General features: G+C 38.0%; 10 protein-coding genes. 4 read left to right on the forward strand and 6 right to left on the reverse strand.

The genetic code is table 11. The annotated features are described in order from the left end of the window. Positions 1-10: 10 nt before the first annotated feature. Together HNP81_RS15945 and HNP81_RS15950 are read right to left on the reverse strand one after the other, a co-directional pair. Positions 11-766 carry a threonine/serine exporter family protein gene (locus HNP81_RS15945; RefSeq protein ID WP_182503255.1) on the reverse strand — a complete coding sequence of 252 codons (756 nt, stop codon included), beginning with the start codon at positions 764-766 and terminating at the stop codon, positions 11-13. A gap of 589 nt (positions 767-1,355) precedes the next feature. After that, the gene (locus HNP81_RS15950; RefSeq protein ID WP_182503256.1) at positions 1,356-2,159 is read right to left on the reverse strand and encodes an alpha/beta fold hydrolase; all 804 of its coding nucleotides are present in this window, start codon (positions 2,157-2,159) and stop codon (positions 1,356-1,358) included. A 137-nt stretch (positions 2,160-2,296) separates the two neighbouring features. Between HNP81_RS15950 and HNP81_RS15955 the strand changes: the two genes are divergently transcribed. Further along, positions 2,297-3,565 carry a dicarboxylate/amino acid:cation symporter gene (locus HNP81_RS15955; RefSeq protein WP_182503257.1) on the forward strand — a complete coding sequence of 423 codons (1,269 nt, stop codon included), beginning with the start codon at positions 2,297-2,299 and terminating at the stop codon, positions 3,563-3,565. Between the two features lie 377 nt (positions 3,566-3,942). Here the strand turns inward: HNP81_RS15955 and HNP81_RS15960 are convergent, their stop codons facing one another. Continuing rightward, positions 3,943-5,136: a class I SAM-dependent rRNA methyltransferase gene (locus HNP81_RS15960; protein WP_182503258.1), complete on the reverse strand. Its 1,194-nt coding sequence runs from the start codon at positions 5,134-5,136 to the stop codon at positions 3,943-3,945. A gap of 301 nt (positions 5,137-5,437) precedes the next feature. Here HNP81_RS15960 and gdhA point away from each other — a divergent pair, with 301 nt between their 5' ends. Next, the gene (gdhA, locus tag HNP81_RS15965) at positions 5,438-6,817 is read left to right on the forward strand and encodes an NADP-specific glutamate dehydrogenase (RefSeq protein ID WP_182503259.1); all 1,380 of its coding nucleotides are present in this window, start codon (positions 5,438-5,440) and stop codon (positions 6,815-6,817) included. A gap of 298 nt (positions 6,818-7,115) precedes the next feature. On the opposite strand, the gene HNP81_RS15970 is transcribed toward gdhA, so the two are convergent. After that, positions 7,116-9,350, reverse strand: coding sequence for a HAMP domain-containing sensor histidine kinase (locus HNP81_RS15970; protein WP_182503260.1), 2,235 nt, complete (start codon positions 9,348-9,350; stop codon positions 7,116-7,118). Then, positions 9,328-10,023 carry a response regulator transcription factor gene (locus tag HNP81_RS15975; protein ID WP_182503261.1) on the reverse strand — a complete coding sequence of 232 codons (696 nt, stop codon included), beginning with the start codon at positions 10,021-10,023 and terminating at the stop codon, positions 9,328-9,330. The genes HNP81_RS15970 and HNP81_RS15975 overlap by 23 nt, the downstream gene beginning before the upstream one ends. A gap of 241 nt (positions 10,024-10,264) precedes the next feature. On the opposite strand from HNP81_RS15975, the gene HNP81_RS15980 reads away from it, so the two are divergent. Then, a complete protein-coding gene (locus HNP81_RS15980) occupies positions 10,265-11,728 on the forward strand; it encodes an alpha-amylase (RefSeq protein ID WP_182503262.1) in 1,464 nt (487 codons plus the stop codon). An 83-nt stretch (positions 11,729-11,811) separates the two neighbouring features. On the opposite strand, the gene HNP81_RS15985 is transcribed toward HNP81_RS15980, so the two are convergent. Next, positions 11,812-12,846 carry a zinc chelation protein SecC gene (locus tag HNP81_RS15985; RefSeq protein ID WP_182503263.1) on the reverse strand — a complete coding sequence of 345 codons (1,035 nt, stop codon included), beginning with the start codon at positions 12,844-12,846 and terminating at the stop codon, positions 11,812-11,814. A gap of 250 nt (positions 12,847-13,096) precedes the next feature. On the opposite strand from HNP81_RS15985, the gene pepT reads away from it, so the two are divergent. Beyond that, positions 13,097-14,329, forward strand: a complete 1,233-nt coding sequence (gene pepT / locus HNP81_RS15990; RefSeq protein WP_182503264.1) for a peptidase T — start codon at positions 13,097-13,099, stop codon at positions 14,327-14,329. Positions 14,330-14,346: the final 17 nt, after the last annotated feature.

A 14,346-nucleotide genomic window follows, 5' to 3' on the forward strand; every position in this document is an offset into this window, starting at 1 on the left:
CCTCGCATTATTACAAAAATATAAAGGCAACCGCAATCCCTGACCCTATTGCTGATGCAGTCAAAAATGCTTCCGCTCCTTTAGCAATTCCCGATACGAGATGCCCGGTAATTAAATCCCTCACTGCATTTGTAATAAGGAGACCAGGTACAAGCGGCATAACTGCTCCGATAATAATTTTATCTACATATGTACCCCAATTATACGAAACGGCAATAAACGCAAAGGCACCAATGATTAAAGAAGCAATAAATTCAGCAAAAAATTTAATCTCTAGTAGTTTGTGTAGATAAACAAGAGTTGAAAAGCCTAGACCACCAGCCAAACACGCTACCAAAAAGTCCGTCCACAGCCCCTGATACATGATCATAAAGCAGCCGCTTGCAATAAACGCAGCAAAAATCTGAAGCCATATCGGAAAAGCAAGATTTGAAGTCTCAATTTCCTTTAACTTTACTAACGCTTCTTTCGCTGTTAGTTCACCACTGCTTATTTGCCGGGAAATACTATTCACCTTCGTTACTTTATGCAGATCCGTGGAGCGTTCTGAAATTCGAATCAACTTTGTCGGATCATTCCCATCCATCGAAAAAATAATACCCGTAGGAGTCACAAATGAATGAGACGAGTGGATTCCATAGGAAGCAGCAATTCGAGTCATCGTATCCTCAATCCGGTACGTTTCTGCACCGCTACTGAGCATAATCTTTCCTGCCAATAAACAGACTTCAATAATCTCGTAAGTGGGCGTTGTCCGTATTTCCATCGACATCTCTCCAAAACTTAGTTTCCTTAATAGTATCGTTATTTCCATAAAAATCAACTGTATAGGGAATAAATAACAGATAAGCTAATTTGATAATTGTATTTTTCATCAAGTGGTGATATTTCAAAAATCATTTATAACGACACTACTTCTCAATCCACTTTTCACAAATAAACTGACTTCGTTGTGTAAATAGGCTTAAATTTCAGTAACCACTTTCTTTGCGAGATATTTCATCAGTATATAGACCTCTTCATTACCTTTAATCCCTTTTCCACATTTCGAACATTTTGGTTTAATTTTAAACCTGTCTATTCCCCCATCTATCTGATTTCTATTCGTTAGATCGTTCTCTCATAAAAGTAAAGTGAACAGCTGCGGTAGTACCGGATATCTCCTGAGTAAAAGACGAAAATCACTTTCCAAATTAGTTTTAAAAAATTTTCTGCTTTCAAGCTTAATTGTTTTGTATTATATTTAACCACCATTTCCCCTCCTATCCTTTTTAAGAAAATTCTGGTGGGAAGATTCATTAATAAATGGATTCGATGAAAAAAGCATGGCAAGATAACCATGCTTTTCGTATCAGCTATTCTGTTTGTATAAACCGATCAACCACCTCATTAAACCTTTCTGTTTCTTCTATAAATGGACAGTGGCAGCTGTTTTCAAAGATTTCGAGTTGTGAACCTGATATTTTTCCCTTCAGATATTCACCAGCTGCTACAGGAATAACCTTTTCTTCTCGACCGAAGCAAAGCAGCGTAGGTATCGTGATACTTGGCAAGAACTCGCGGTAATCCACTATTGACTGGTCAAATAGAATTGCACTCGCAATAGATTCAGGCATCTTCGTTACTTCTTCAAGCATCCAGGCTGCCTCATCCGGTTTCAATTCATCTTTAAACATGGATGTTAGAAATCCTGTCAAAAACTTAGAACGGTTCGTCTGGATTTCCGTCATGAAGGCACTTAATGTCGCAATATCGAAAGCTCCAATTTCAAAGTCGGGCCATTTAAAGTCTGAAGCAAGCTCATCGACTATGATGGTTGAATGAATATTTTCTGACCCAAACTGCTTTATATAATCCCATACGACGAAAGCACCCATCGACCAGCCAACGAGCACAACACCCTTTAAATCCAATTTTTCAATAAATGTATGCAAATCCTTGGCATAAGTCGCTACTGTATTTCCATGGTGTACATGAGTAGAACGTCCATGACTTCGAAAGTCTAGTAGAATAGAGCGGTAATTCTCTGCAAAAAACGATTGCTGCTTTTCAAAGAAGCGACTGCTCATCCAAACACCATGCAGGAAAATCACAGGTCTTCCTGTCCCCTTTTCTTCATAATATAAGTCAATTCCTTGCTCAATCGTTACATAAGCCATCGTACCCCTCCCATTCCTAATAATATTAAACAGTTTTTCTACAGCCCTTCAAAAAATAGATTGAAAAGCTGTATTTTACATATGATAATAAACTCTATGTATCGTTATCATTTTTCATGAAAGAAGGATTAAATATTTTGAAAAACTTTTTTTCCAATTATAAATCATCGCTGATGTTACTTATAGCAATCATAATTGGTGGTTTCGCTGGCATTGTTTTCGGAACAAAGACATCTGTTGTACAACCGTTAGGTGACCTGTTTCTTAATTTAATGTTTATGATGATTGTTCCTCTCGTATTCTTTAGTATAGCTGCAGCCATCGCCAATATGGGTGGTATGCAGCGTCTTGGTAAGATTATGGGGAGTATTTTCATTGTCTTCCTTGGGACTGCCATTATTTCTGCTTTTCTCGCTTTTGCGGGAACAAGTATTATAAACCCATTAGAAGGCACGGATACTTCTGCCATTAGAGGTTTAATGGATCAAGTGGAAAAACCAGAAACTTCATTAGAAGATATCTCTGTGCTCGAGCAACTTGTGAATACCTTTACCGTTTCCGATTTTTCTTTATTATTATCACGAAGTAATATGCTTCAACTTATAGTTTTCTCTGTTCTTTTCGGCCTGGCTACAGCATTGGCCGGTGAAGTGGCCAAGCCAGTAGCTGCATTTCTAACAGGCGGAACAGCAGTTATGATGAAAATGGTCAAGATTGTCATGTATTATGCTCCCATTGGGCTTGGTGCCTATTTTGCGGCGGTGATCGGTCAACTCGGACCACAGATACTTGAAGGATATGCCAGAGGATTTATTCTTTATCTCGTATTAACTCTCGTATACTATTTTGGATTCTTCACGTTATACGCTTATCTTGCAGGGCGCAGTGAAGGTGTTAAGATTTTCTGGAAAAATGCATTTACGCCATCGATTACGGCCATCGCTACTTGTTCAAGTGCTGCCAGCATTCCTGCAAATCTTGAATCTACTCGTAAGATGGGAGTACCAAAGGATATTGCTGAAACGGTAATTCCGCTTGGTGCAAACATGCATAAGGACGGCTCTGTTTTTGGCGGTGTATTGAAAATTGTCTTCTTGTTTACTTTGTTTGGCAAAGACATGACAAGCCCGTCTAACATCTTAAGTATTATTGCAGTCTCTTTCTTAGTCGGAGCGGTAATGGGGGCCATCCCTGGAGGTGGCTTGATTGGGGAAATGTTGATTCTTAGCATTTTTGACTTCCCACCAAGTGTTCTGCCAATTATCGCCGTAATTAGTACGATTATTGATGCTCCTGCAACCCTTTTGAACTCAACAGGCAACACAGTATGTGCCATGATGGTCACACGACTTGTTGAAGGGAAGAATTGGTTGAAGAAGTCTTTTTCACCAAGTGAAACCGTATAATGTTATGAAAAGAGGATGTCCCAAGTAAGGTCATCCTCTTTTCTTCTTAATAAATTTTGTATGAAGAACATGGGTCCGGGGCTTCGCAACTTACTAACCTAGCCAATCTACATGGCAGAAAAACGTACTTTCATTTCAAAATCCTGCTCCAAACCGCCACCATTGTGATTAGGAGCGTGTAGCGTGCTTCATGATATAACCTTCATAATAAATAGTAGCGATTTAACGCCATATTAGTTTTGTATGTGTTCCATGTGAAACGAAGATGTTCCAAAAGAAAGAGCCTGGCCTTTTACTCTAAACAACATTTATTGTGTTATCTACTCATATTATTAATAATATATTGTAGGAATCTGATTGGTCATCACCAATTGTGATCACTTCAGCTTTCTAATGAAAACAACCTTCAAATAATTTCCTTCTTTAAATTCCTTAATTGTTTTAAAATCATCCGGCAACGAGAATTGCTCTTCTATTTTATATGTAGATCCACTTTCTTTAAATGCTGCATCAATGTAGCCTTTAAATTTTTTCATATCAAAGGAGCTGCTGTTCGTTGAAGCGACAATGATTCCATCATCCTCTGTGATGGCAATCGTGTCCTTTAGCAAATTTTTATAATCCTTGGCTGCACTAAAGGTAAATTTCTTTGATTTAGCAAAGCTTGGTGGGTCGAGAATCACCAAATCAAACATTAACTTCTTCTTGATTGCATATTTAAAATAATGGAACACATCCATTACAACAATATTCTGTTCTTTAGGGTCAATACCATTTATACTAAATTGCTCGCTCGTTTTCGGAAGGCTGCGATTGGCAAGGTCAACACTTGTTGTTTTAATCGCTCCACCCAATGCTGCAAAAACAGAAAAAGCTCCTGTATAAGAAAACATATTCAGCACCGTTTTTCCTTTTGAATATGTATCACGAATAGTCTTTCTGACTTCTCGTTGATCAAGGAATACTCCAACCATCGCTCCATCATTTAAATACACAGCAAAATTCACACCATTTTCCTTAACAATTAGCGGAAATTCCGGTGGTTCTCCCATGACGAAATCATCTTCATCCATATACTGTCCCTTCGTATCAAAGCGTTTCTTTTGATACACTGATTTAACCACAACACTATTAATCAATGCCTTTAGCACAAACTCTTTAAATGCATAAATTCCCGCACTATACCAGTTGAGGACGAAATGACCATCATAATAGTCAATGATTATGCCACCAATGCCATCGCCTTCTCCATTAAAAACTCTAAAAGCAGTCGTATCGGGATCTTCAAAGAAAGATTTTCTTAATGCAATCGCCTTTTGCAGCTTTTTATCAAAAAAGGACTGATTTACTTCTTCCGATTCGCTATTAGTAAGAATCCAGCCAATTCCTTTGTTTTGAATACCATAATACCCTTTACCTAAGAATTTCCCTTTCTCATCCGTTACTCTGATGATCTTTCCCTCTTCTTTCAGGTCTTGACTATTTATTACAGCATCTTTTTCAATTAACGGATAACCTTTAACCAACTTATTGATGAAATTGTTTTTTATTTTTATATTCATTTGAAACATCCTTTAAAATAGTTTTCACGCTTATTTCTATCATCTCATGCTTTGTAGGAAAAATGCAAAGGGGGCCATGTGTTTACAACCACGACTTATTAGAATGCAACAATGTGGAGATTAAAATTGGCCTTCTTAGTCCTTTGAAAAAAGGGCAGAGTGAGGCGTTTTTATCAATTATTCAATAGGTCATTTCATTCTTTCATCTCAAAAAGACATGATTATTATCTATTATTCAGATTGTTAAGGTTAACCGTAAGAGATAAAATGTATTCAAAGCAAAAGCAAACTATTTAAGGAGTGATACATCATGGTGGTTCAAGAACCATTACAAGGTCAATTACAAGCAGCAGAAGAGTATGTAAACAACGTATATGAGCTTGTTAAACAACGCAATCCGCATGAATCTGAATTTCATCAAGCCGTTAAAGAAATCTTCCTCTCTCTTACTACAGTATTCGCAAAATACCCACAATATATTGAACATAACATACTTGAAAGAATGGTAGAACCTGAGCGAATGATTACTTTTAGAGTACCATGGGTTGATGATAAGGGAAAAGTTCAAGTAAATCGCGGCTTCCGTGTTCAATTTAATAGTGCAATCGGTCCATACAAAGGCGGACTTAGGTTTCACCCGACTGTGAACGCAAGCATTATTAAATTCCTTGGATTTGAGCAAATTCTGAAAAACTCCCTTACAGGTCAAGCAATTGGCGGTGGCAAAGGCGGATCTGACTTTGATCCGAAAGGAAAATCAGATCTTGAAGTCATGCGTTTTACACAAAGCTTCATGACAGAGCTTTATCGCCATATCGGTCCTGATATTGATGTTCCAGCAGGGGACATTGGTGTTGGAGCGAGAGAAATCGGCTACTTATTCGGTCAATACAAACGCATTCGCGGCAGTTATGAAGCTGGAGTTCTTACTGGTAAAGGCATCAGCTATGGCGGTAGCCTTGCTAGAACTGAAGCAACTGGATATGGTGCCGTTTACTTTGTACAAGAAATGCTAAAAAGCAAAGGCTTGAGCTTCGAAGGTAGTACAGTAACCGTATCAGGTTCAGGAAATGTATCGATTTATGCGATTGAAAAAGCGACTGAGCTTGGAGCAAAAGTTGTTGCGTGCAGTGATTCGAATGGATATATTTACGATGAAAAAGGCATTGATTTAGCTACTGTTAAACAACTGAAAGAAGTCGAAAGAAAACGACTTAGCGTATATACAGACATTCATCCGCATGCAATGTATTTTGAAGGTAGCAAAGGTATCTGGACGGTTCCTTGTGATATCGCATTACCGTGTGCTACTCAAAACGAATTGGATGAATTTGATGCGGAAATCCTTATTTCGAATCAAGTAAAAGCAATCGGTGAGGGAGCAAATATGCCTTCTACATTAGAGGCGATTGATCTTTTCCACAAAAATGACGTTCTCTTTGCTCCAGCAAAAGCTGCAAACGCTGGTGGAGTAGCTGTATCTTCTTTAGAAATGGCACAGAATAGTTCACGCATTGCTTGGACATTTGAAGAAGTTGATGCAAAACTGCAAACGATTATGAAAAACATTTATGAAAATAGCTTAAACGCATCAGAGGAATTCGGTGAACCAGGAAACCTAGTTCTTGGATCAAACATCGCTGGCTTTATTAAAGTTGCGGACAATATGATTGCACAAGGTGTCATCTAATTCGAATCCATTATGTTACAAAAAGGGTGTCCCATTAGAAAATGGTGACACCCTCTTTCTTTATTTAAAGCGCAACTTGTTTAAAAAATTCCATGTAAAACCTATCTTTAACCATCTATTTTTTCTGTTATAAATAACAAAACTAGATTGATAACAATAAAAGAAGCGCATCGATTCATTTATTCATGTCGAAATAAAATTGAGATCAATAATATTTCCTTGTTTGCTATTTTATCAGCCAATCTCCTCATATTTCAGCCGTTTCAATAAATAACGGAAATTCCCCTTCTTTTATAGTTCACATCGTATTTATTTTCACGGTCACTTTAAATAAATCTCCATCAATTTCAAGATTCAAATCTCCGCCATGCATATCCATAATGGACTTGGCAATGGCAAGCCCTAGACCTGATCCCTCTGTATGACGCGACGTATCTCCTCGTTTAAATCGGTCAAACATTTCATCGACACTGTCACCAAGCTCATACTTTGTCACATTTTTAAACGTAATTACGGCTTGACTGTTCATTTTTTCAACCGATATATAGACTCTTGTTTGTTCCATCGAATACTTCAGAATATTGCCGATCAGATTATCAAATACCCGCCATATCTTTTGCCCATCAACAACGGCATAGACGGGATAATCTGGGCAATTGACACGGAATTGCAACGTTGAATTTTGGATGTTCTCGTCATACTCAGCAAGCGTTTGCTGTAGAAGCTGGACAATATCTGCCTGTTCCTTGACAAGATTAATACTCCCACTTGCCATTTTTGAAGCTTCAAAAAGATCTTCAATCAATCCTTGCAATCTCTTGGATTTGCGATTGACGATTTCAATATAAGCATTCCGATCTTCATCTGCTAGATTTGGATTCTTCAACAACTCAGAATAAGTGATGATTGACGTAAGCGGTGTACGTAAATCATGACTAACATTTGTAATTAACTCTGTCTTTAATCGTTCACTTTTAGCCTGTTCAGACTTCGAAGATTTAACACCTTGTTTCATACTATTAATATCTCGAGCTAATCCAGCTAACACCGATTTCCCCTTCATCTCTATATCAACGTTCATATTTCCATTTACAAGCTCATTCGTATGCTTAATGATCCTATTAAAATAACCGGTGCGATTGAATATATACAATACGGTCGGCAGCCCAATAAATAGTAACCCTAGGACATAACCGAAAATAAGTGTAGGTTCCCAAATTACAGCAGAAAAGGCGAAACCACAAGTGTAAATAATAAATAGTATAATCGTGATCCGAACACCAACACTTGTATATAGAAACGACTGCTGCAGTGATTGAAACAAACGGGATAGAACGGATCGCTCCCATTCAACTTTTAGATGACCACTGCCCTTTTTATAAACATGGATTAATTCGACTGCTTGGAACGTGATTAACATCATTATCATTATCGTAAGGAAAAAAAGTCCAAGTACATCTATTACCCAATCTACCGGATTACCATCCCCATAATTACCCAGGCCGCCATAGCTGCCAGGTTCCAGATTAGTAGCCAAAGTCGGTACAGCTATTGTCAGCATAATTCCGAAAATAACCATCCTGAGATCGATTGGAATCCGCTCATAATGGGTAATCCACTTAACTTCAACCATCCGCTGAAAAGGTCTTATTTTTTGATAAAAATACAAGCATAAAAAAATAGCCAAAACGGTAAGTCCAAGAATTGAATAAAAGTAAACTTTATCAATTTGATAATTTTTGTAATCTAGTATCACTGGATTGTTTTCTGGAGCAGATTTTGAAACGCCTATTTTTCCTTCAAATCGATTATTTGTTCTGTTTATTGTAATGCCTTCTAATTCCGAATTATAACTTCCTAGCTTTAGATAGCCATATTTACCGGACGGAAATGTCCGTACATACCACATACTTTTATTTGTAAAAATAGTATCAAGATGGTCACCTTCATCCATATTCACATTGGTGAACACTTTACCCGTTGATGTGTCTTTCAGATAATACTTAAACACATCCTTATATTCATTCAATTCATTATGATAGTTATCCTGAAGTTCTTGAAAGGAACGATCGATCTGCTGCTCTTTTTCCTTCCGGATCTTGGCTTCTACATACTCATCACTATTAAAGTTTTTCGTGATGTCTGCTATTTTTCTATCACGTTCTTTCGTATAGGCTTCAGCTGATTCCTTATTTCCAGCTAGATTCGCGTCCGAAATGCGACTCTCGTATTGATCTTTTATATTTTGAATCTGTTCAGATAATCCGCCATATCGATAACGGTGTTCTTCAATTTCCTCAGGTGTAACAACCAGTTTTTTTTTCACATCTTCTGCTGTTACGCCATTTAATTCAAGCAAATTAATAGTATCCACAAACTGACTGAAATGATTTTCAAAGAAGTCTGTTTCATAGTAATCCTTGTTTATATATTGGCTGCTATGATCGCCAATAAAAAAGACCCCTTTTAAACCACACGTAAATAAAACCAACCAAATTATTAATAGATAATTACTTTTCCATTTTATACCCAATTCCCCATACCACCTTTAAATACCTTGGATTTTTCGGATCAATTTCAATTTTTTCACGGATTTTCCGAATATGTACGGCAACTGTATTTTCCGCATTATAGCTCGGTTCTTTCCAAACACGTTCATAAATGTCTTGAATCGAGAAAACTCGGCCGGGGTGATTCATAAGTAGTTCAACAATTCTGTATTCAATCGGAGTTAACTTTACTGCCTCTCCATTGACCTCAACAATCTTCGCTTCCGGGTCCAGAGTCAGTCCGTTCAAATTGAGGATCTTATTGCTATCTTCATACGTCCCAAGTGTCACATACCTACGAAGCTGTGAATTAACGCGAGCTATTAACTCAAGCGGATTAAAAGGCTTTGTCACATAATCGTCTGCACCAACCTGAAGCCCCAATACTTTATCGGTGTCTTCACTTTTTGCACTTAAAATAATAATCGGGATATTCTTTTGTTCACGAATTTTGAAAGTCGCGGCAATCCCATCCATTCTAGGCATCATCACATCTAGGATAATAAGATGAATCGGATGCTCATCCAACTTTTCTATGGCCTCAATACCATCACAAGCTTGAACGACTGTAATGCCCTCATATTTCAAATATATTTCGATCGCATCGCGAATTTCTTTTTCATCATCTACTACCAATACAGAAAAGGGTTTTGTCATTTTTTTCACACTCCTTTCTTTACTATATCAGAGTTAGTTTGAATTAATTTACATTCTAAGGGGTAAATCTTAACATTTACTTACTAGAATTCTTAAGAATTTCTTAAGGTTTTCAGTAACAGCTATCTAGGGTACAATTTAAGGTAACTTGGTTCATGCAAAACCTATATGGCGTTAAAACGCCACCATCTACCATGAAGGATCAATCGTGTAGAACGAAGTGTCGAGACGGGGGATAATAATGAATCGGAATCATACAATGATGCAGTTTTTTGAATGGCATGTTGAGGCAGACGGTACACATTGGAAACGGCTAACTGAAGCCGCTCCAAAATTGAAGGAATGTGGCATAGACTGTATATGGATTCCTCCAATTACAAAAGGACAATCTGTTAAAGATAACGGTTATGGAGTATACGATGTTTACGACCTTGGCGAATTTAACCAAAGAGGAACGGTACGAACTAAATATGGCACGAAAGATGAATTGCACGAGGCAATCGCTACCTGCCATGATCACAAAATCAGTGTCTATGTCGATCTGGTCATGAATCATAAAGCAGGAGCAGATGAAACGGAAGTATTCGAGGTAATTGAAGTCGACCCATTCAATCGAAAAGATGAGATTTCCGAGCCATTTGAAATTGAAGGCTTTACAAAATTCACTTTTCCGAATCGTGGCGGTCAATACTCTACCTTCACTTGGAGCTATGAACATTTTAATGGTACCGATTACGATGCCAGAACTGGCAAGAGAGGCATCTACCGCATTTTACATAAAAAATGGAATGACAAAGTAGCTGATGAATTTGGAAACTACGATTATTTAATGTTTGCGAATATTGATTATGAGCACCCCGATGTTGTCCAAGAGATGATCTCATGGGGAAAATGGCTGATCGATTCTGTTGGATGTGATGGGTTTAGATTAGATGCCATTAAACATATTAACTACGACTTTATTCGCGACTTTTCGAATACCATGCTTGAACATACTAAGGAAAATTTTTATTTTGTCGGGGAGTTCTGGAATCCTGATTTGGAAGCTTGCCGCTCCTATCTTGACCATACCGAATACAAGATTGATCTCTTTGATGTGGCTCTTCATTATAAACTTTGCGAAGCTTCCAAAGCTCGGGGCAAATATAATCTCCAAACGATATTTGACGATACTCTCGTCCAATCCCATCCAATGAATGTCGTAACTTTTGTTGATAATCATGATTCACAACCTAACGAATCATTAGAATCATGGGTAGAAGATTGGTTCAAACAAGCTGCCTATGCAATGATTTTGCTTCGAAAAGATGGCTATCCTTGCGTTTTTTATGGCGATTATTATGGAATTGGGGGGCCTGAGCCCATCCCAGGAAAACAAGCAGACATCGATCCTCTTCTCTTTGCCCGTTATCATAAAGCATATGGCGATCAAGAAGATTACTTCGATCATAAGAATGTCATTGGCTGGGTTCGCCGTGGCGTTCGAGAAATTGAACATTCTGGCTGTGCTGTTATTGTTTCTAATGGTGATAGTGGTAAAAAAAGAATGTTCGTTGGTGAAGACCGTGCTGGTGAAGAATGGGTGGATCTGACAAATAATCGGCAGGATAGGATCACGATTGCAGATGACGGCTTTGCTGAATTCCCTGTTACTGGCGGAAGTGTCTCGGTTTGGGCGTTGGCTGAAGTGAGCAAAAAGGAGTAGAACTGATACTCTACAGTCATTTTGGGTATGAGTAAAAGGGGTCTTGTAAGGGTCAGACCCTTACGAGACCCCCTTCTTTCTCTCTAAAAAGAACCTTTCTTAGCATCTGCAATCTTACGCCAGTTTTCCAGTTTTGGATGATCATGCCCCATGAGCTTATAATAGCTGTATGCTAGCTGTTCTGATTCAATCATAATTGATTCAATGCCATTTTCCATATAGCCGTCAATGAATGGTTTTGCCTTATCAGTTAACTGGTGCGCTAGTGCTTCAATGAGAAAAGCTGCATCCTCTTCATACTCTAATGCATTAAATGCTTGCATCAGTTTTTGTACAGCCAAATCTGATTTAATCGTCCCAAGTATGGACGTTCCGTAAATAATGGCATCAGGATTCGTAATATAAAACGAAACCTCATTCACCACTTGATCGCTTTGAAAGCTGATCAGTACATCCGCTGTCACTTCCAATAATACATCATCTTCTCTCGTCAATAGGCCTGCGAGTAATGGTAGATACTCATTCTTTCTGAGTACTCCTATTAAATAGACCGTAAAGATCCCTGCAAAATTGAAATAGTCCTCATTCAAATTTTCATTTAATAAATGAGCAAGCTCCGCATCTGTAATCCAACCCTTTTTTGCGAGCACATCTGCTGTATGTTTCGTCTGTTGAAAAAGGGCTTCATTATATTCCTCGGAATGGTCTAATGCATCAAGTAACCGGCTATACTCCATCCATACTTGGCGCTCATCTCCATACAGGAGAATGTCATATAATCGAATGACATCCTCAGGTAAGAAAGCTGATAATTCTCCTTTGTACTTCATCGCTAACTCTGGCTTCACTACCGCAAATAACTGCTGATACATATGTAGCTGTTCTGGAGTTGCAGCTTTTGCTCCTTCTAATAGAATCCTTACTGCTTCTTCGTTCATTGGATGCTTTTTTAAATCCTCAAGCATAGAAATAGAATGAGTATCAACCATCCATTTAATCAGCTTTACCGTCCACTCTTCTGGAATATTTGGAAAATCACGCAATGCTTGTAAGACGAATTGCTTGATATGAATATCTTCGCTTAATAGGTGAGGTTGAATTTTTTCTAAGAAATGCAATAGTTCTGCTCCCTTCAATTGTAAATCGTACTACAGTTATAACATAGGAAGTGTAGAAATCCCATCACTGAACAATATCATTCATTTTTTTCTGAAGAACACCCGTTATAGAATAATCTTCGGTAACGTACTACCATTCATTCTCGTTCTGAAACTTTTTAAGTAAATACTGTCTCATGAACCCCCTATGTGAACATGCAATCTAATCGTGATAAGATAATACTACATATCTAAAAGGAGCTGAACTAAAATGAACAAAGAAATCATTGAGCGCTTTACTTCTTATGTAAAAGTGGATACTCAATCCAATGAAGAAAGTCTATCTTGTCCGTCAACGCCTGGTCAACTGAAGCTGGGTCATATGCTTGTTGATGAGCTAAAAGAAATTGGAATGACAGAAGTGTCGATGGATGCCAATGGATATGTGATGGCAACTTTGCCTGCGAATTCATCGAAGAACATACCAACAATCGGCTTTTTAGCCCATCTTGATACAGCAACAGATTTCACAGGGAAAAATGTCTTGCCAAAGCTCGTTGAAAATTATGATGGAAATGATATTCTCTTAAACGAAACCCTACATATCATCCTATCACCAAGAGATTTCCCTTCATTATCGAACTATAAAGGTCACACCCTCATTACAACAGACGGCTCGACACTTCTTGGCGCTGATAATAAAGCGGGAATTGCCGAAATTATGACAGCCATGCGTTATTTAATTCAACATCCTGAAATTAAGCATGGGAAAATCCGTGTTGCCTTCACACCTGATGAAGAAATTGGACGCGGCCCTCATAAATTTGACGTCACAGCTTTTAATGCGAAATACGCGTATACAGTAGATGGTGGTCCACTTGGTGAATTGGAATATGAAAGCTTTAACGCAGCTGGTGCCAAAATTACCATTAAAGGTACGAATATCCACCCTGGTACAGCAAAGGGGAAAATGATCAATTCGATGAAAATTGCTATGGAGTTACAAAGCAAGCTGCCTGCTGAACAAACACCTGAGCTTACGGAAAATTACGAGGGCTTTTATCACTTACTTTCATTCCAAGGAGATGTTGAACAAACGAAGCTCGTTTATATTATACGTGACTTTGATAAAGTTGAATTCCAAGCGAAGAAAACGAAACTTGAAAACATCGTAAACGAATTAAAAGAAAAATACGGTGATAACAGCATTGTTCTCGAAATGACGGATCAATATTACAACATGAGAGAAAAAATTGAACCTGTCAAAGAAATTGTAGATATTGCTTATGAAGCAATGAAAAAATTAGATATCGAACCGAAAATCTCACCGATTCGAGGTGGGACAGATGGGTCTCAGTTATCCTATATGGGATTGCCTACACCGAATATCTTTACAGGCGGCGAGAACTTCCATGGAAAATATGAATTTATTTCAGTGGACAATATGATCAAAGCCGTAAACGTAATTGTTGGAATTGCTGAGTTATTTGAAAAGAAAGCGTAACAAGATAAAGAGGGTGC

This window comes from Peribacillus huizhouensis (genome assembly GCF_014138605.1).
Classification (GTDB): domain Bacteria; phylum Bacillota; class Bacilli; order Bacillales; family DSM-1321; genus Peribacillus; species Peribacillus huizhouensis.

Coding starts and splice junctions, on each gene's coding strand:
- HNP81_RS15960 (WP_182503258.1), bottom strand. CDS start 5,136: ATGTTTCAAATGAATATAAAAATAAAAAACAATTTCATCAATAAGTTG.
- HNP81_RS15980 (WP_182503262.1), top strand. CDS start 10,265: ATGAATCGGAATCATACAATGATGCAGTTTTTTGAATGGCATGTTGAG.
- HNP81_RS15950 (WP_182503256.1), bottom strand. CDS start 2,159: ATGGCTTATGTAACGATTGAGCAAGGAATTGACTTATATTATGAAGAA.
- pepT (WP_182503264.1), top strand. CDS start 13,097: ATGAACAAAGAAATCATTGAGCGCTTTACTTCTTATGTAAAAGTGGAT.
- gdhA (WP_182503259.1), top strand. CDS start 5,438: ATGGTGGTTCAAGAACCATTACAAGGTCAATTACAAGCAGCAGAAGAG.
- HNP81_RS15945 (WP_182503255.1), bottom strand. CDS start 766: ATGGAAATACGGACAACGCCCACTTACGAGATTATTGAAGTCTGTTTA.
- HNP81_RS15975 (WP_182503261.1), bottom strand. CDS start 10,023: ATGACAAAACCCTTTTCTGTATTGGTAGTAGATGATGAAAAAGAAATT.